Origin of the sequence: Mesorhizobium sp. M7A.F.Ca.US.006.01.1.1, from assembly GCF_003997935.1 — a bacterium.
In the GTDB taxonomy this organism is placed as follows: Bacteria; Pseudomonadota; Alphaproteobacteria; order Rhizobiales; family Rhizobiaceae; genus Mesorhizobium.
In genome coordinates this window covers 1-16,546 of the sequence record NZ_RZQL01000164.1, presented here as the reverse complement: position 1 = coordinate 16,546, position 16,546 = coordinate 1, and the positions used below count along the sequence as shown (strand labels likewise).

The following is a 16,546-nucleotide window of genomic DNA, read 5'->3' as shown; positions in this document are numbered from 1 at the left end:
TGGCAAGGAGGTTCTGGTTCTGGCCATGTGCTATTGCGGCGACATCGACGCAGGCGAAAAGGCGACGCAGAAGCTTCGAGCCATCGGCACGCCGATTGCCGATGTCGTGGGCCCCAGCCCGTTCACCGGCTGGCAGCAGGCATTCGACCCACTGCTCACGCCCGGCGCCCGTAACTACTGGAAGAGCCATGACTTCACCGAGTTTTCCGGGGAGGCGGCTGCGGTCGTCACGGGGGCAATAGCCAAGCTGCCGGGACCCGAATGCGAGATATTTATCGGCCATGTCGGCGGCGCGGCAGGTCGCGTCAATGCGGACGCGACAGCGTTTCCACAGCGCACTTCGCATTTCGTCATGAACGTTCACGCCCGCTGGCGCGAACCGGCGATGGACAAGGCCTGCATCGACTGGGCTCGTGCAATCTACGAGGCGGCCAAGCCTTATGCGGCGGGCACCGTCTATGTGAACTTCATGCCGGAGGACGAGGTCGACCGGGTCGAAGCGGCCTATGGTGGCAACTATCGGCGGCTTCTGGAAATCAAGCAACGTTACGACCCATTGAACCTGTTCCGCATGAACCAGAATTTGCGTTCGAAGGAAAAACTGCGAGCTGCTTGAGGCGCGCCCGTGCTGCAGTCTTAAAAAAGCTCACGTCGCCGCTGGAGGCGCGGGCTTTTGCTTTCACATGCTGTTGGCGCTGGGCTGTATTCCCGGCCCGGCCCCTCAGCAACAAACCCGATACTGTGTCTTCGCTGCCCTTGTGAGTGCTGGAAAAATGGAGGAATAGTCTCCCGGAATGCATCGCCCTGAAATTGCCGGTTTGCGGTTCTCAGGTCGTGCAATTGCCTAGCCGGATATCGAATGGCCAGTCCCGAACCGCGCAAGAGAAGAGGTCCGATCGCCGCCCGGCTGCTGGCGCTCGATGCGTGGATCGATTCCTCGCTCTACGAGATCGGTTTCAAGGCGCGCCAGTTCTGGGAATCGGCGACGATCTTCTCGCGGCGCTTCCGCGTCAACGGCTGGCGCCGTGGCATCATCGAACTGTTGAGCGAAGGTTTTACGCTCGGCGCCGGCGGCATCGTGGTGATGCTGGCGCTGGCCATCCCGGCTTTCCAGGACACTGCCGGCGACTGGCGCGCCCAGGGCGACTTCGCCGTCACCTTCCTCGACCGCTACGGCAACGAGATCGGCCAGCGCGGCATCATCCAGCGCGATTCCGTGCCGGTCGACGAGATGCCCGATCACGTCATCAAGGCGGTGCTTGCCACCGAGGACCGCCGCTTCTTCGATCACTACGGCATCGATGTGCTCGGCCTTTCGCGCGCCATCTTCGAGAATGTGCGGGCGAACTCCGTCGTCCAGGGCGGCTCGAGCATCACCCAGCAGTTGGCCAAGAACCTGTTCCTCACCAATGAGCGCACGCTGGAGCGCAAGATCAAGGAAGCCTTCCTGTCGCTGTGGCTCGAGGCCAATCTGTCGAAGAAGGAGATCCTGCAGCTCTATCTCGACCGCGCCTATATGGGCGGCGGCACGTTTGGCATCGAGGCTGCCGCCGACTTCTATTTCGGCAAGAGCGTCAAGGACCTGAACCTGGCCGAGGCGGCGATGCTGGCCGGCCTGTTCAAGGCGCCGACCAAATATGCGCCGCACATCAACCTGCCGGCAGCGCGCGCACGCGCCAATGTGGTGCTATCCAATCTTGTCGATTCCGGCTTCATGACCGAGGGCCAGGTTCTGCAGGCAAGGCTGCATCCGGCCGATGTCGTCGACCGCGGCGAGCAGAAAAGTCCAGACTATTACCTCGACTGGGCGTTCGACGAGGTCAAGAAGATCGCCAAGCCAGGCCAGCACTCACTCGTTGCGCACACCACCTTCGACGCCAACATCCAGAAGGCGGCGGAAGAATCGGTAGAGTTCCACCTGCGCCAGTTCGGCAAGGAGTACAACGTCACCGAAGGTGCCGTCGTCGTCATCGAGACCAACGGCGCCGTGCGCGCCATCGTCGGCGGCCGCGACTATGGCGCCAGCCAGTTCAACCGCGCCACCAAAGCGCTGCGCCAGACCGGCTCGTCATTCAAGCCCTATGTCTACGCAACGGCGATGGAGCACGGCTTCACGCCCAACTCCATCATCTCTGGCGGCCCGATCAGCTGGGGGTCCTGGTCGCCGCACAATTACAGCGGCGGATCGGCGGGCAATGTAACCCTGATCATGGCTATGGCCAAATCGATCAACACCGTGCCGGTTCGGCTGGCCAAGGATCACCTTGGCATCGGGCCGATCAAGGCCATGGCCGAGGCGATGGGCGTGGAATCGCCGCTCGAAGCGCACAAGACGATGGTGCTGGGCACCTCGGGCATGACCGTGATGGACCAGGCGACGGGCTACAGCGTGTTCGCCGACAACGGTTTCGTCGGCTTCCGGCACGGCATCAGCCAACTCGTCACCCGCACCGGCGAGGTGGTTTATGATTTCGCCAAGGATGCGCCGCCGCCGCACCGGGTGCTGTCGGAGCAGGCGCTGAAATCGATGAACACCATGCTGGCGGCAGTGCCGGTGATGGGCACGGCGCGGCGGGCTCAACTTCCCAACATCGTCGTCGCCGGCAAGACGGGCACGACGCAATCCTACCGCGACGCCTGGTTTGTCGGCTTCACCGGCAACTACACGGCGGCGGTATGGATGGGCAATGACGACTTCACGCCGACCAAGAACATGACCGGCGGCTCGCTGCCGGCGATGGTGTGGCAGCGACTGATGGTCTACGCGCACCAGAACATCGACCTCAAGCCTATCCCGGGCATCGACAAGCCCTTCGTCGATGAGGAGATCGCTGCAAAGGCCGAGGAAGCACAGAAGAAGAGCAACGATCAGGCGGCGGCCGATGCAGCCGCCGAACGGCCGCCGGTGCTGTCCAGCCGCACGACCCAGACGCTGCGGGACATGACCACGCTGTTCCAGTCGGCGCCCGTCCTCAGTACGCCGCAACTGCCGGAGACGCTGTCGGCGCTTTGATTGGCGCGGCTCTCCCTTCTCCCCCTGTGGGAGAAGGTGGATCGGCGCGCAGCGCCGAGACGGTTGAGGGGTGCTGGCCGGATCACCGCCATTGCCAAGCTGGAACACTCTCATCCGACCGAGCTTCGCTCGGCCACCTTCTCCCGCAAGGGGAGAAGGGAGGGCCGTCTGCAATTCTACATCGGCCCGCTTGCCACAAGGCCCTGCGCCGCGATATCCCCGAGCGGCAACTCTTCGTGTTCCCGGCCCCTCATGCTCAAGAATGCCTTCCTGACGCTGCTTTCGCTTGCCATAGCCATCGTCGGCGGTGGCGGCAGCGTCTGGTATGCGCTGAAAGTCCAGGATGGCGTCGGCGCCATCAGGATCGGCCAATGGACGGCCTTTCCCGATATCGGCACACCGGCCGCCGATCCCTATTCCAAGGCCCGCGTGGCGCGCGAGGGCGTACTTGCGCTCGGCCGCGCCGAAGGGCTGTCCTTCGTCGCCGAACGCGACACGAGCGGCGCCGAGCTCAAGCGCGAATGCGTCTACACCATCGAGGGTGGCTTTCCGACGGCACGGTTCTGGACGCTCTATGCCGCCGACCAGTCGCTCGGCGTGGTCGAAACCGGCAAACCCCGGCTGGCGGCGCTCCAATCTTACGGCGTGGTGCGCCAGCCCGACAATTCGGTGATCATTTCCGCCGGCCATCACCCGATGCCGGGCAACTGGCTGCTGACCGACGGCTTCGGCAGGATGTATTTCGTGCTGACCTTCTACGACACGCCGATCGCCAGCAGCACCGGCCTGTCGGACGTCTCGCTGCCGCAAATCGTCAAGGTCGGTTGCAATGCGTAGTTTTTACGCTGCGATGCGCAGACTTCTGCATGCCGTCCTGCTCGGCCTGCTCGGCGCCGGCATCGTGCACATCGCCGTGCTGCTGCTGGTGCCCGAGTTTTCCGAACGCGATGCCTGGTCGCGCCTGTCCATGGCGTCGGATCTCTACAGGATGACGCGGCTCGATGCCGAGGCCGGTGGGGCGCCCGTGGTGAAATCCGTCGACCCCCTGTTTTACGCGACGGCCTGCCGGTTCGATCTGGGCGAAGGCATGGTCCGCGTCAAGGCACCTGGACATGTCCCGTTCTGGTCGGTCTCGGTCTATGACCGCAGCGGCCACAATATCTATTCCTTCAACGACCACACAGCGACCGGCGGCGTCCTGGATGCCGTCGTGCTGACGCCGGCGCAGATGATCGACGTGCGCAAGGATCTTCCACAGGATCTTCAGGGGGCGATCTTCGTCGAAGCGCCGATCGAGGAAGGCATCTTCGTCATCCGCGCCTTCGTACCCGACAGCAGCTGGAAGCCGATCGTGTCACACTTCTTCGAACAGAGTTCCTGCGAGTTGCAGGACTTCTAAAGCGTGTCGCGTCTGAACGGATTCAGACGACCCGCTTTAGGTCTTTGTCTTTATGCATGTCGTTCTCCCAAAACCGAGGTCACTTTTGGGCGACATGCACTAGACATGATCCCGGACCAATGGTCCCTGGCCGCTGAAACTCAGTGGTGCGGGACCGGTTTTGTTCCTGGCGACCCCGCCTTGTCGGGATCCACCGGCCGCACTTCGCCGGCATGCGACCGCTCGTAGCGGATGCCGGGAAAGATGATCACCGCCGCCGGCATTTCGGCGGTTTGCTTTGCTCTGGTGTTTGGTGCCGTACGCGGCACGAAAGACAGTACCATGCCCATGGTTCGCGCATTCCTCTCGGTTTCCCCGGAGCACAACGCAACGCCTCCAAATGTCATTAAGGCCGGCAGAGGGTTAACGGAACGCTAACGGATCGCCGCTAACTTGATCTTTGTTCTTGGCGCTCGCGAAACCGGCACAGTCCCGGTCGAGTGCTGCCAAGCTTGTGTCGAGTACGGGCGTATCCTTCGTGTCATCTTCGGACTTCAGGCAAATCGCGGTGCGAAAAGACTCAGGAAAAGCCGAAAGGCTGTTCCGCGCCGCAGTGTCGGCGTTCTGCTCGCTCACCCGCCCTTCACGCCGCGAGATCGGCCAACTCGAAGACCTGACGCTGCCGCTGTTCAATGACGTGTCCGTCGAATCTCGCCGTTACGTGGCAGCCGCCCTTTCCGAATGCGAATACGCACCCGCCGCCCTGGTGCGCCGTCTTTGCGAGGAACCGGTCGACATTGCCGCGCCGCTGCTCATCCGCTCACGCGCGGTCAGCGACATCGATCTCATCGCCCTGATCGGGCGACATGGCCTGCCGCATGCGCGTGCCATCGCGCGCCGCAAGGGCTTGAACCCGACCATTGCTGATCTGATCAGGGCCCTCGAGAGGCCAACCCTGGTGCGCGCGCCGGAACCGGATGCGAACGCCGCCGCGGCAGACAAGATCGCGCCAGCGAGTGCGGAAACCGCCTCCGGCGAGCCCGCCCGGGAACAGGCGCTCGGCATCGCGGCCGAGAATGCACGGCGCAGGCTGCGCTCGATGATGCGCACCGGCGACGAGGCGACAGCGACGGGCCCCGACCCTTTCAAGGGCGTCGACACCTATGTGAAATTGCGCGAGATAGCTCTGACGGGAAACGCCGCGTTCTTCCAGACCGCGCTCGCCGATGCACTCGATATCGATTTCGAGATCGCGCAATCGCTCACCGCCAACCAGAATTATGCCTCGCTGCTTGCCGCCTTGCGCTCGCTCGACCTCAGCGAAGACAGGGCCTTCCTGATCACGGTTGCCGTCTATCCCAGCCAGTTCCCGCATCCGCAGGCTATCCGGACTTTCCTCGACCGCTACCGGCTGCTGCATCGCGAGGCGGCCCAGGACAAGATGCGGTCGTGGAGAGCGGAAACCCTTTCAAGGGTGGTTCGCGGCGCAGCACCTGCCAACAGCGATACACGCACCGCTTCGAACAGCGACGATGCGGCTGAGACCTCCGGCCTCAGGGCGTCTTCACGGAAATAAGCTCCTCGACGGGCACGGTGCCGGCCTCGATCTCGACCACCCAGATGTCGGGATCGAATTTTTTCTCCCTTTCCAGCCTGGCGTCGAGCACCGCGGCATCCTCGCCGGCTCCGAGCAGAGTGAAAAACCGGTCGTCGGGCTTGGCTGAATCATAGCTTGTCTGCGGCGCCGGCCCGAACAGGGCAACCTCGCCCAGCCTGCCCCGCGCCAGGACGAAGACAGCGCCGGCCTCGGTCGCGCCACGCTTGACCACGGCGGCAAATCCGCCGGCGCTGAAAACCCGGCGCAACAGGGCCGAGACCCACAGTTCCGATGTGACACGCATGAGAGAACTCCCGAGACTGCCGGTTCTCTATCGATATTTCCGTCGCTGGGCGAGCCGTCGTTCAGCCGTCAGTTGGTCAGGCCGATCTCGCGCATCTTGACGTAGACGATCTCATCGGGCTCGCCGGTCTGCGGCAGCCCGAACAGCGACTGGAATTCCTTGATCGCCGCCTTGGTGCGCGCGCCGACGACACCATCCAGCTGCATGTCGTCATTGCCGAACGCCTTGAGCCCGGCCTGAATCTTGACGATGCGGGCATCGGGCGCTTGCGTCGCGGCATCCACCTGCCCGGAATTTGTCTGTCCCGAACCTGTCTGCAAAGACACCGGAACGGCGGCCGGCATATCCGGGCGCGGCTGCGGCCTGGGTACGACGGAAGCGGTCTTCGGCGTCGCGCCCAATTGATCGAGCAGAAGCGCGTCGATCTCCCCGGACGTGTTGAGCCCGACCTTCTGCTGATAGTCCTGGATGGCCTTGCGCGTGTTGGGTCCGGAAATGCCGTCGACCGTCCCGGAATAGAAATCGAGATCCTTCAATATGCCTTGCACCTGCTCGACAACCGGATCGCCCTTGATCGGCGCCGGCGCGCCGGATGGCCGCACGATGTTGAATGTCGTCTCCGGTTCATCGGGCGTCGCGTGCGGAAAGCCCGCAATGCTGCGGGTCGCGAAAAATGCGCCGGCATGCGGGAAAGGCTGGTACCACAAGGCATTTGCGGAGACGTAGAACAGCGTTACCAGGAACGCCGTCGAGCCGCCCACCAGGACAGGATTGCGCGAGATCATGCCGCCGACGGCGACAGCGCCGTCCTGAAAGGCATTGCTGCGGCGCTTGACCGCCTTAGCCGGTTTTGCGGAGCGAGCCATCTCTGTCCCCTTTCGCCATCGCCACAGGCATGGTCAGCACGCCGGCCTTCTCCGCCTGACGTCCCTTCGGTCCGTTCACCGGCAGGCTGATGGTCACCGTGGTGCCCTCGCCCGGCATGCTTTCGATGGACATCGTGCCTTCGTGCAGCGCCACCAGGCCCTTGACCAGCGAAAGGCCAAGACCAGTCCCCTCGAAACGGCGGGTGTAGTCGTTCTGGATCTGCATGAAGGGCTTGCCGAGATTGGCGAAATCCTCCTCGGCGATGCCGATGCCGGTGTCCCTGACCCAGAAATGCAGGCGCGAACCGATCCGCTTGGCACCGACGACGACGTCGCCGCCGTCGGGAGTGAACTTGATCGCGTTGGAGACCAGGTTGATGAGCATCTGCTGCACGGCGCGCCGATCGGCATTGATGTCGCCGGCGTCCGGCGCGATCTGCGCCTGCAGATCGATGTTCTTGGCCTGTGCCTGCAGCTGCATCATCGACTGGCACATGTCGACCGCTTCCGCGAACCGAAACGGCTCGGGTTCGGTGGCATAGACGCCCGATTCAATCCTGGACACGTCGAGTATCGAGGTTACGACGGCGAGCAGATGCTGGCCCGAATCCCGTACCAGGCCGACATATTCCTTCTGGCGCGGATCCTTGAAGGCGCCGAACATCTCATGCAGCAGCATATCCGAGAAGCCGATAATGGCATTCAACGGCGTGCGCAGTTCGTGGCTGACCACCGCCAGGAAGCGCCCCTTTGCCACCTCGGCGGAAGCGGCCGCCTCATTGGCTGCCGCCAGATCCTCGCGCAACCGGGCGATCTCGTAATTCTCCCGCAGGACGAGCGTGAAGACGTCGCCCTGTTCCTCACCACGCACCAGATCAAGCGAGAACGGCCGGTAATTGTCGGCCGTCAGGCCATTGCCATTCTGAGGCAGCCGGATGCGCAATTCGAGCCGGCGCGACAGTGCGCCGTCGCGCATGTCGGCCATTGCGCTGAGATAGGAAACCCGATCCGACAGATGGACGCGATCGAAGAGGCCGTTTCCGGACAGCAGTTCGGGCGGCAGTTTCAAAAGCGTGCGCGCCTTTGGCGACGCGTCCAGGACCTCGCCATGGCGGGCGACGCGCAAGACCACCGCATCGATGATGTCTTCGAGCCGGTCGGCAGTGTCGAGCACATCAGCCGCATCGGCCGTGTTTTGAAATGCCGATGCGCGCGGGATCAGTGTGAGCGTCCAGGCCAATGGCACCAACCAGTGCCACGCCGCGATCTGCGCTCCTGCGAACGGGAATACGGTTTCAGCCAGAGGCTGAGCCAGGATGGCGACAGCGGCCGACACGGCCCCCCACAGTGCTGCACGCCGCGAAGCGCCGATCCACCAGGCTTCGAAAGGCAGCGCCACGACAAGCATGGCGACAGGCGAACTCAGCCCGCCCGCGGCAGCAATGAGACTGCCGAGAGAAATGCCGGCCAGCACCATGGCGACCCAACTCGCTATCGCCATCTGGCCGGTCGCCGCCACCAGCAAGGCGACGAACCAGCACAGGCCAAAGGCGGCGAAGATGGCGGCCATGGTGACGGCAACGCCCATGCCTGAGGTGACCAGCGTGACCGCGGCGCCGGCCACAAAGAAAGGGGCGGCGAGCATGACGCCGATGAAGCGGCGCTGGCGCTCGCGGTCGCTCCGCCCAAGGATGGACGGATGGACCATACGTTCGCAACCGGCCGAAATCGCGCCAGGCAATTCAACGTATCTGGCCTTGATTGAACTCAACTCAACGCACTCGCACTTGTCGTGGACAGCTCTGCTTTGCAGATGGTTCTGGTTGGCTTTGAAACTCGCATCCAGCGTTTAAGGAATGGATAAGGCAGGGCCGACCAAGGCCCGGCCTGCGGCAAATATCGGGATGCGGGCGGCCGAAAGCACGGGCAAATGCAGCCATAGTAAACGGAGAGTTATCCGCCGACGGCACCCATCGGCCGGGCGCACACGGCACCTGGACTTCCGTACTTCAAGAAAAACACAGGGAAATCATGGAGATATATGGTTATTTGTTGTTAAGGAAAATCACTCGGATTTGAGACAAATCGATTGCACAACGGTTCGTTTCGAATTTGCCTAAAATTTGAGGAAAATTCTCCCTTTGCCCGCAAGCCGTCCTTTGCGCCTGTGTGCCAAGATCCTGCCTACAAAAGAGGTCATGCCATATGGATGCATGATCCGGTCACGACGAGAGGGCAAGGGCATGGTCTTCCTCATAAGAATGGCTTTCTGGTTTTCCCTGGTGCTGCTGGCGCTGCCGCTGGCTGTCGGCCCCGATGAATCGGGCCGCGAAAGCGTCGGACCGATCCAGGCCTTGTTTGCGGCACGCGAAGCGGTTGGCGATATCGCCGGCATTTGCGAACGCAAACCCGATGTCTGCGAGACCGGCAAGTCGGCGATGCACACCATCACCGCCCGCGCCAAGGAGACCGCCAAGATCGCGGCAGCGATGATGGACGACAAGTCCGCCGCCGGCCCCGACACGTCGACGATGACCGGCAGCGTGCCCGAAGAAATCGTCTTGCCCGAGACCGTCAACCTGCCGCCTCAGAATTAAGCCGTTTCGACGGCGCACCGCGGGCTGTCTGCCCTCTCGACGCCCGCGGTGTCCTTGTTTTTTCCGTGACGCGGAGCCGCCGCGTGACTATATCCGGCATTATGACCACCACGATCCAGACGATCCGCGACGATTTTTCGTTCCTCGAGGAATGGGAAGACCGCTATCGCTATGTCATCGAACTCGGCGAGGCGCTGCCGCCATTTCCCGACGAGCAGCGCAGCCCCGCCAACAAGGTGCCGGGATGCGTCAGCCAGGTCTGGCTGACCACCGCACGCGGAGCTGGAGCCGACCCAGTCATCACCTTCACGGGCGATTCGGACGCTCACATCGTGCGTGGGCTGGTCGCGATCATGCTTGCGCTGTTTTCCGGCAGGACCGCCAGCGAAATCCAGAAGACCGATGCGGAAGCCACATTAAAAGAACTCGGGCTCGACGAACATCTGTCGCCGCAGCGCGCCAACGGCCTTCGCTCAATGGTCAAGCGCATCAAGCGCGACGCCGAGGCAGCGCTGAAGCAGACTGCCTGACGCCCCACCAACCCGATCCGCGCGTCGCGGCTCGCAAAATCAAACGGCGCCCGAAGGCGCCGTTGATGTCGATTCGATCTGGCTTATTTTGACGCAATTCCCAAGGGAAAGCGCTATGCGCTTTTCCCGGAAAAACCGTTTCACACTTTTCCTGGAATTGCTCTGGCAGCGATTACCGCGCTTTGCGCTTGCGGCCGAGACCCATCTTCTTGGCGAGCTGGGACCGGGCAGCCGCATAGTTGGGTGCAACCATCGGATAGCTCGGGTCGAGGTTCCACTTTTCGCGATACTGATCCGGCGTCAGGTCATAGTGGGTCATCAGGTGGCGCTTCAGCGACTTGAACTTCTTGCCGTCTTCAAGGCAGACGATGTAGTCGTCATGAACCGACCGCTTCGGGTTGACCGCCGGCTTCTGCTTGTCGGCAGGCGGCTGTTCGGCGGTTCCGCCCACACGCCCAAGCGCGGCATGGACATCGGATATCAGGTTCGGCAATTCGCCGACCGGCACGGGATTGTTGCTGACATAGGCGGCCACCACATCGGCGGTCAATTCGATCAGCGCATCGCTGTTTCTGGAAGGTGTTTCGACAATATCCATGGTCTTCTGGCCCCAACAAGAGTTACATCGATCTGCGCCCTTTTTTACAAGCAGGGCATCGCACGAATTTTGTGCAGGTAGAGCTTCTACGATTCGTGTCGCGGGCACATCAATGAGCGTGCAGACCAAGTAAGTCAATTCGCCCCTCGCGCTATATTGAACGATATTGATCAATTATTCCGCGATCAGCTTCAATCTTTCGTGCATTGTGTAATTTATCGATATTTTGCGCTCCCGTCGGCGACGGCTGACGTAACGTCAGATGACCGTTACATTCGTGGCAACTCACGAAACGGGTTTTAATGTTTGATCTTGCTTGGCTATCGCTCGAGCAATATTGGTTGTTCACATTTTTCCACAAAACCACAGGTTGCCGTGGTCATACGCAAGCAATCAGGCGACATGCCTGTCATCCAACCGATCGGCTGATTGCCGCTGCGTCAATCAATGCGGGGTGATGTATTTGCCATAGGCCCAACCAGTGACGAAATTGCCGTTCTGGGCCGGATCATGCCAGACTTCGCACCAGCGATAGCGAATCTTTTGTTCCTGCTTCCATGCCGCCTGGTTGGCGATGTCGAGCAAGTTTATTCCGCCGGTGCATCGCCCGGTCATCTGCAGAACGGTCCCGTTCGGATATCCCGCCTGCTTCTGGGATGTGCCCGAAGGGTATTTGCGTACATTGAGCGTGTCGCCGAACGGGACATTGGCCACTTGCCAAGCCGCGAATACGGTCGCATGAGACTGGCCGGCAAAGGCCAGAGTTAGCGAAGCAACGGCGAAAGCCGCAGCAGTCCGAGACCAAATAGTCATCATCTCTCCTCCCGGCTCATCTCCTGGAGCCGACACAACCCATACGCTCCGGCTCTTGAACCTGCCCTGATCGGCGTGTTCATTTGCCATTCAAGATATTCTCCATTCGAGATGGTCCATTCAAGATACTGGCCCATTGAAGATACTGGCCCATTGAAGATACTGGCAAAGCGAGACGCAATGACCAAGACATCCATATTTCCGATCGTCAGCCCGCCAACGCCCGAGAAGCGGCCGGTTTCCGACACGCATCACGGCATCACGCGAACCGATGACTATGCCTGGCTGCGGGCCGACAACTGGCAGGAAATGTTTCGCGACCCGTCATTGCTCGATGCGGGGATCCGCGCAGAACTCGAGGCGGAGAATGCCTACCAGTCGAAGCTGATGGCCGACACGGTCGAACTGCAAAAGCAGCTTTTCAAGGAGATGAAGGGCCGTATCAAGGAAGACGATTCTTCCGTGCCGATGAGGGATGGGCCCTATGCCTATGGCTCGTCCTTCAAACTTGGTGGCGAGCAGCCGCGCTATTTCCGCATGCCGCGAGACGGCGGTGCCGAGCATATCCTACTCGATGGCGACGCGGAGGCCGCAGGCAAGGCCTATTTCCGTCTTGGCGGCGTCGACCATTCGGCCGACCACACAAGGCTGCTGTGGGCATTCGACGACAAGGGCTCCGAATTCTACACGCTTCGCGTGCGTGACCTTGCCGACAGCAGAGAGCTTGCGGACCAGATCCCCGACACCGGCGGTTCAGGTGTCTGGAACGCCGGCAATGACGGCTTCTTCTATACACGTCTCGACCCCAACCACCGCCCGTCGAAGGTGTTGTTCCATGCGCTTGGCGACAGCCCGCAAAGCGACCGGCTGATTTATGAAGAAACCGATCCCGGCTTCTTCATGAATGTCGACGGCACCCGCAACAACGAATGGATCATGATCGGCATCAACGATCACGAGACTTCGGAATATCGCCTGTTGAGCGCCAGCGACCCGTTTGCCGAACCGAAACTGGTCTCGCCGCGCGAGATCGGCCTTCAGTACGAGATGGAAGAAGGCGGCGATATCTTCTTCATCCTGACCAATGCCGACGGTGCCAAGGACTTCAAGATCATGACGGCACCAGCGAGCGATCCCGTGCGCGCCAACTGGCACGAACTGGTCCCGCACGAACCCGGCCGGCTGATCCTGTCGGTGATCGGCTTCAGGGACCACATGGTCCGGCTCGAACGCAAGGAAGGCCTGCCGCGCATTGTGGTGCGCGACCGTATTAGCGGCGAGGAACATCTTCTGTCCCTCGACGAGGAGGCCTTCTCGCTCGGCCTGTCGGGCTCCTATGAATACGACACCGAGATCATGCGCTTTTCCTACTCGTCGATGACGACGCCCGCGCAGGTGTTCGACTACAATATGCGCACCCGCGAGCGGGTATTGCTGAAGACCCAGGAAGTGCCGTCCGGCCATGACGCGGACCATTATGTCACGCGGCGGCTGATGGCGCCGGCCAGCGATGGCGAACTGGTGCCGATCTCGCTTTTGCACCATCGTGACACGCCGCTGGACGGATCCGCACCTTGCCTGCTTTACGGCTACGGCTCCTATGGCATCACCGTGCCGGCCGCCTTCAACACCAACTGGTTCTCGCTGGTCGATCGTGGCTTTGTCTTCGCCATCGCTCACGTTCGCGGCGGCAAGGACAAGGGCTATGGCTGGTACGATGACGGCAAGCGAGAGAACAAGATGAACACGTTCACCGATTTCATCGCCGTCGCGCGCCATCTGGTCACGGAGCGTTACACGGCGCATAACCGTATCGTCGCGCAGGGCGGGTCGGCCGGCGGCATGCTGATGGGTGCCGTTGCCAATATGGCGCCGGATTGTTTTGGCGGCATCGTCGCCGAGGTTCCCTTCGTCGATGTGCTCACCACCATGCTCGATGCGACCCTGCCGCTGACGCCGCCGGAATGGCCCGAATGGGGCAACCCGATCGCGTCCGCCGACGACTACCGGACGATTGCCGCCTACTCCCCCTATGACAATGTCGCGGCACTCGACTATCCGCCGATCCTGGCGCTGGCCGGTCTCACCGATCCGCGCGTCACCTATTGGGAACCGGCCAAATGGGTGGCACGGCTGCGCGATCGCAAGAGCGGCGACAATCCGGTTTTGTTCAAGATCAATATGGATTCCGGCCATGCCGGCGCTTCCGGCCGGTTTTCGCGGCTGGAAGAGATCGCCTACACTTATTCCTTCGCGCTGAAAGTGATGGGCAAGGCGCAGCTTACGGGAGCAACCAACAAATGATCGACCTCACCACCCTGATTGCTTACATCGCGGTCGTGCTCGGCTTCGTCTTCATTCCAGGTCCCGCCACCCTGCTGACGATCGCCCGGGCAACGAGTTCCGGAACCAGGGTCGGCATCGCGACGGGCGCCGGGATCGCTGCCGGCGATGTCTTTCACACCGTCATGGCGATGATCGGCATATCGGCCGTCGTCGCCGCGTCAGCGACGCTGTTCAGCGTCATCAAGTACATCGGCGCGGGCTACCTGATCTATCTCGGCATTCGCGCGATCATGGAGAAAACACCGGCCAATCCGGCTGCCGGCGCGCTTGCGATCTCTGCCGGCAAGGCGTTTCGACAGGCTGTCCTGACCGAAGTGCTCAACCCCAAGACCGCTCTGTTCTTCCTCGCTTTCCTGCCTCAGTTCGTGCGGCCTGAAAACGGAACGGTGATGCTTCAGATGGCCGCGTTGGGGGTCATCTTCGTGGTACTGGGCCTTTTCAGCACGGTCGTCTTTGCCGTGAGCGCTGGCCGGCTCGGCACGTTCCTGCGCCGAAATCCGTCGGTGTTGCGATGGCAGGGCAAAATTGTCGGCGGTATCTACTGCGCTTTGGGCGTCCGTCTGGCGCTGCAGCAACGCTGACTCCAGACGATGATCGACGCGCCCTTTCCGGAGGGCTGGGTGATCAGAACTTTTTGAAGTTCCCGTTGCTCATTTTCACTCGCAATTGCGATGACCGCGCGCTACCCAGTGCGCGGCTTTCCCGGCCTGACAGCCTCCAATCGCGTAAAGGTCCATTATGCTGCTCGTCGACGTCTATCTCGACAAATCGTCCATCCAGGGAATCGGCGTCTTTGCCAAGAAGCACATTCCTCGCGGCACTCTGATCTGGAAGCTGGACCCAAGGTTCGATCGACTCATCGAGGTCGAGACTTATGAGCGCGCGGCCGGCCCGGTGAAGAGTTATCTCGATCGCTACTCCTATCCCGACCGCCGCGATCCGAACTACATCGTCTTCGAAGCCGACGACGCGCGCTACATGAACCATGCCGATGAGCCGAACTGCGACGTCTCCTCACCCGAGGAGAGCTTTGCGCTGCGCGACATCGCGCCCGGCGAAGAGCTGACCTGCAACTACAACCATTTCTTCGAAACGGGCTTCGACTTTCTCGGTGACCGCCACCTGTCATCCGCGGACTCGGTCTAGGGGCAATCCCAGGAAAAGTGTGAAACGGTTTTGCCGGGAAAACGCATAGCGTTCTCCCTTGGGAATTGCGTTAAAACAAAGAGTTAGAGAAGATCGCCGTTTCCGTGAAACGGTGAAATGTTCTAGTTCGCCGTCTTCTTGCGGGCCGGATAGCCGTTTGGATGCGCCGGGATCGCCTTCAGATAAGCGGCGATGGACGCACGGTCCTGCGGCGTCAGTTCGGCCATGTTCCGCTGGACGTCGACCATGGCGCCGCCGACGGAATCGAAATCGGGCGTGAAGCCGGTTTCGAGATAGTTGGCGATATCGGCCTCCGACCAGTTGCCCAGACCGCCCTCGCCCGATGTGATGTTCGGCACGACGCCGCTGCCTTCGGCGGCCACGGCGCCCGCCAGCCACTCGTTCTTCTTCGTACCGCCCGCAAGATCGCGCGGCGAGTGGCATTCGCCGCAGTGGCCTGGCCCCTCGACCAGGTAGCGGCCTGATATCACCGGATCAGGCGTGCCTTCGGGGAAGGCAACGACCGGCTGATCGCTGAGGTAAAGCAGTTTCCACAGGCCGATGCCGCGGCGGATGTTGAAGGGGAAACCGAGCGAATTTGCAGGCGCCTTGCCGGCGACGGCCGGCAGCGTCTTGAGGAATGCATAGAGATCGGCAATGTCGGCCGGATTCATGCGCGCGTAGGACGCATAGGGAAACGCCGGATAGAAGTGCTCGCCCGACGGCGACACGCCCTTCAGCATGGCGTTGGCGAGGTCCTCGGCCGACCATGCGCCGATGCCATCCTTGGCGTCTTGCGAAATGTTGGGCGGCACGAAGGTTCCGAACGGCGTCTTGAGTTCGAGGCCGCCCACGAGTTGGAGCCGAGCGTCGCCCTGCGAGCCCGGCTTTGCATGGCAGGATGTGCAACCGCCGGCATAAAAGATCCGCTTGCCCCTGGCTGCGTCGCCAGGACCGAGCTTGGCCAGGGTTTCCCTGTCGAGCCTCACCGGCGCCGACAGGACCCACCCGGCAACCGCGCCGACGCCGCCCAGAATGATGACGGCGCCGACAAGTTTTTTCAGCCATGCCATGGCTGGTGATCAGCCCTTCTTGATTCTGTAGCCTTGATGGCAGGTGCCGCAATCGGAGCCGATAGCGCCGACTTGCGCCTTCAGCGCGTCGGCATCGGCGGGAGCCGCAGCGACCGCAGCCTTGACGTCGGCGAGATATTTGTCCTCGGCTGCCTTGAAGCCAGCCATGTCTTTCCAGATCTTCGGCGAGGCCGTGGTGTCGCCGGTGTCGCTGCCGGCCGGGAATAGCGCATCGGCATCGAATTTCTCGGCATTCGCCTGCAGCGCCTGAAGTTGCGTCAACAC

Annotated in this window: 18 protein-coding genes; 10 read left to right on the top strand and 8 right to left on the bottom strand. The window is 61.7% G+C overall.

What is annotated here, in order from left to right; genetic code table 11:
- From EN943_RS25070 to EN943_RS25055, 4 genes are all read left to right on the top strand, one after another.
- On the top strand, positions 1 to 616 hold a 616-nt coding region (locus tag EN943_RS25070), incomplete at its 5' end, for a BBE domain-containing protein (RefSeq protein ID WP_206522802.1).
- 243 nt (positions 617 to 859) lie between these two features.
- Positions 860 to 3,013: a penicillin-binding protein 1A gene (locus tag EN943_RS25065; protein WP_127415057.1), complete on the top strand. Its 2,154-nt coding sequence runs from the start codon at positions 860 to 862 to the stop codon at positions 3,011 to 3,013.
- Positions 3,014 to 3,265: 252 nt separating this feature from the next.
- Positions 3,266 to 3,850, top strand: coding sequence for a DUF1214 domain-containing protein (locus EN943_RS25060; RefSeq protein ID WP_127415056.1), 585 nt, complete (start codon positions 3,266 to 3,268; stop codon positions 3,848 to 3,850).
- Positions 3,843 to 4,412 carry a DUF1254 domain-containing protein gene (locus EN943_RS25055; protein WP_127415055.1) on the top strand — a complete coding sequence of 190 codons (570 nt, stop codon included), beginning with the start codon at positions 3,843 to 3,845 and terminating at the stop codon, positions 4,410 to 4,412. The genes EN943_RS25060 and EN943_RS25055 overlap by 8 nt, the downstream gene beginning before the upstream one ends.
- Positions 4,413 to 4,552: 140 nt before the next feature.
- Here the strand turns inward: EN943_RS25055 and EN943_RS25050 are convergent, their stop codons facing one another.
- A complete protein-coding gene (locus EN943_RS25050) occupies positions 4,553 to 4,741 on the bottom strand; it encodes a hypothetical protein (RefSeq protein WP_027035806.1) in 189 nt (62 codons plus the stop codon).
- 188 nt (positions 4,742 to 4,929) lie between these two features.
- Between EN943_RS25050 and EN943_RS25045 the strand changes: the two genes are divergently transcribed.
- Positions 4,930 to 5,967: a hypothetical protein gene (locus EN943_RS25045; RefSeq protein WP_127415054.1), complete on the top strand. Its 1,038-nt coding sequence runs from the start codon at positions 4,930 to 4,932 to the stop codon at positions 5,965 to 5,967.
- On the opposite strand, the gene EN943_RS25040 is transcribed toward EN943_RS25045, so the two are convergent.
- The 3 genes from EN943_RS25040 to EN943_RS25030 all read right to left on the bottom strand — a co-directional run bounded on the left by EN943_RS25040 (position 5,945) and on the right by EN943_RS25030 (position 8,866).
- Positions 5,945 to 6,292 carry a DUF1491 family protein gene (locus EN943_RS25040; RefSeq protein WP_127415053.1) on the bottom strand — a complete coding sequence of 116 codons (348 nt, stop codon included), beginning with the start codon at positions 6,290 to 6,292 and terminating at the stop codon, positions 5,945 to 5,947. The genes EN943_RS25045 and EN943_RS25040 overlap by 23 nt on opposite strands.
- A gap of 68 nt (positions 6,293 to 6,360) precedes the next feature.
- Positions 6,361 to 7,158 (bottom strand): peptidoglycan-binding protein, encoded by a 798-nt coding sequence (locus tag EN943_RS25035; RefSeq protein ID WP_127415052.1) that lies wholly within the window; start codon positions 7,156 to 7,158, stop codon positions 6,361 to 6,363.
- The gene (locus EN943_RS25030; protein WP_127415051.1) at positions 7,133 to 8,866 is read right to left on the bottom strand and encodes an ATP-binding protein; all 1,734 of its coding nucleotides are present in this window, start codon (positions 8,864 to 8,866) and stop codon (positions 7,133 to 7,135) included. The genes EN943_RS25035 and EN943_RS25030 overlap by 26 nt, the downstream gene beginning before the upstream one ends.
- 535 nt (positions 8,867 to 9,401) lie before the next feature.
- Between EN943_RS25030 and EN943_RS25025 the strand changes: the two genes are divergently transcribed.
- Together EN943_RS25025 and EN943_RS25020 are read left to right on the top strand one after the other, a co-directional pair.
- Positions 9,402 to 9,755: a DUF5330 domain-containing protein gene (locus tag EN943_RS25025; protein WP_127415050.1), complete on the top strand. Its 354-nt coding sequence runs from the start codon at positions 9,402 to 9,404 to the stop codon at positions 9,753 to 9,755.
- Between the two features lie 101 nt (positions 9,756 to 9,856).
- Positions 9,857 to 10,285 (top strand): SufE family protein, encoded by a 429-nt coding sequence (locus tag EN943_RS25020; RefSeq protein ID WP_127415059.1) that lies wholly within the window; start codon positions 9,857 to 9,859, stop codon positions 10,283 to 10,285.
- Between the two features lie 172 nt (positions 10,286 to 10,457).
- Here EN943_RS25020 and EN943_RS25015 read toward each other — a convergent pair whose 3' ends face one another.
- Both EN943_RS25015 and EN943_RS25010 read right to left on the bottom strand, forming a co-directional pair.
- A complete protein-coding gene (locus EN943_RS25015; protein ID WP_095089970.1) occupies positions 10,458 to 10,883 on the bottom strand; it encodes a MucR family transcriptional regulator in 426 nt (141 codons plus the stop codon).
- A 444-nt stretch (positions 10,884 to 11,327) separates the two neighbouring features.
- The gene (locus EN943_RS25010) at positions 11,328 to 11,696 is read right to left on the bottom strand and encodes an SH3 domain-containing protein (RefSeq protein WP_127415058.1); all 369 of its coding nucleotides are present in this window, start codon (positions 11,694 to 11,696) and stop codon (positions 11,328 to 11,330) included.
- Positions 11,697 to 11,876: 180 nt separating this feature from the next.
- Here EN943_RS25010 and EN943_RS25005 point away from each other — a divergent pair, with 180 nt between their 5' ends.
- The 3 genes from EN943_RS25005 to EN943_RS24995 all read left to right on the top strand — a co-directional run bounded on the left by EN943_RS25005 (position 11,877) and on the right by EN943_RS24995 (position 15,188).
- Entirely contained in the window at positions 11,877 to 14,000 is a 2,124-nt protein-coding gene (locus EN943_RS25005) for a S9 family peptidase (protein WP_127415049.1), read from the top strand.
- Positions 13,997 to 14,623, top strand: coding sequence for a LysE family translocator (locus tag EN943_RS25000; protein ID WP_127415048.1), 627 nt, complete (start codon positions 13,997 to 13,999; stop codon positions 14,621 to 14,623). Before EN943_RS25005 ends, EN943_RS25000 begins: the two co-directional genes overlap by 4 nt.
- A gap of 157 nt (positions 14,624 to 14,780) precedes the next feature.
- Positions 14,781 to 15,188, top strand: a complete 408-nt coding sequence (locus EN943_RS24995; RefSeq protein ID WP_127415047.1) for an SET domain-containing protein-lysine N-methyltransferase — start codon at positions 14,781 to 14,783, stop codon at positions 15,186 to 15,188.
- A 122-nt stretch (positions 15,189 to 15,310) separates the two neighbouring features.
- Here EN943_RS24995 and EN943_RS24990 read toward each other — a convergent pair whose 3' ends face one another.
- Together EN943_RS24990 and EN943_RS24985 are read right to left on the bottom strand one after the other, a co-directional pair.
- Positions 15,311 to 16,261 (bottom strand): cytochrome c, encoded by a 951-nt coding sequence (locus EN943_RS24990; protein WP_127415046.1) that lies wholly within the window; start codon positions 16,259 to 16,261, stop codon positions 15,311 to 15,313.
- A 9-nt stretch (positions 16,262 to 16,270) separates the two neighbouring features.
- A partial coding sequence (locus tag EN943_RS24985) for a cytochrome c (RefSeq protein WP_164778355.1) occupies positions 16,271 to 16,546 on the bottom strand: 276 nt, incomplete at its 5' end.

What these genes read in the sequence shown, in the direction of transcription:
- EN943_RS25065 (WP_127415057.1), top strand. Translation starts at nt 860, where the DNA reads ATGGCCAGTCCCGAACCGCGCAAGAGAAGAGGTCCGATCGCCGCCCGG.
- EN943_RS25060 (WP_127415056.1), top strand. Translation starts at nt 3,266, where the DNA reads ATGCTCAAGAATGCCTTCCTGACGCTGCTTTCGCTTGCCATAGCCATC.
- EN943_RS25055 (WP_127415055.1), top strand. Translation starts at nt 3,843, where the DNA reads ATGCGTAGTTTTTACGCTGCGATGCGCAGACTTCTGCATGCCGTCCTG.
- EN943_RS25050 (WP_027035806.1), bottom strand. Translation starts at nt 4,741, where the DNA reads ATGGGCATGGTACTGTCTTTCGTGCCGCGTACGGCACCAAACACCAGA.
- EN943_RS25040 (WP_127415053.1), bottom strand. Translation starts at nt 6,292, where the DNA reads ATGCGTGTCACATCGGAACTGTGGGTCTCGGCCCTGTTGCGCCGGGTT.
- EN943_RS25035 (WP_127415052.1), bottom strand. Translation starts at nt 7,158, where the DNA reads ATGGCTCGCTCCGCAAAACCGGCTAAGGCGGTCAAGCGCCGCAGCAAT.
- EN943_RS25030 (WP_127415051.1), bottom strand. Translation starts at nt 8,866, where the DNA reads ATGGTCCATCCGTCCATCCTTGGGCGGAGCGACCGCGAGCGCCAGCGC.
- EN943_RS25025 (WP_127415050.1), top strand. Translation starts at nt 9,402, where the DNA reads ATGGTCTTCCTCATAAGAATGGCTTTCTGGTTTTCCCTGGTGCTGCTG.
- EN943_RS25020 (WP_127415059.1), top strand. Translation starts at nt 9,857, where the DNA reads ATGACCACCACGATCCAGACGATCCGCGACGATTTTTCGTTCCTCGAG.
- EN943_RS25015 (WP_095089970.1), bottom strand. Translation starts at nt 10,883, where the DNA reads ATGGATATTGTCGAAACACCTTCCAGAAACAGCGATGCGCTGATCGAA.
- EN943_RS25010 (WP_127415058.1), bottom strand. Translation starts at nt 11,696, where the DNA reads ATGACTATTTGGTCTCGGACTGCTGCGGCTTTCGCCGTTGCTTCGCTA.
- EN943_RS25005 (WP_127415049.1), top strand. Translation starts at nt 11,877, where the DNA reads ATGACCAAGACATCCATATTTCCGATCGTCAGCCCGCCAACGCCCGAG.
- EN943_RS25000 (WP_127415048.1), top strand. Translation starts at nt 13,997, where the DNA reads ATGATCGACCTCACCACCCTGATTGCTTACATCGCGGTCGTGCTCGGC.
- EN943_RS24995 (WP_127415047.1), top strand. Translation starts at nt 14,781, where the DNA reads ATGCTGCTCGTCGACGTCTATCTCGACAAATCGTCCATCCAGGGAATC.
- EN943_RS24990 (WP_127415046.1), bottom strand. Translation starts at nt 16,261, where the DNA reads ATGGCATGGCTGAAAAAACTTGTCGGCGCCGTCATCATTCTGGGCGGC.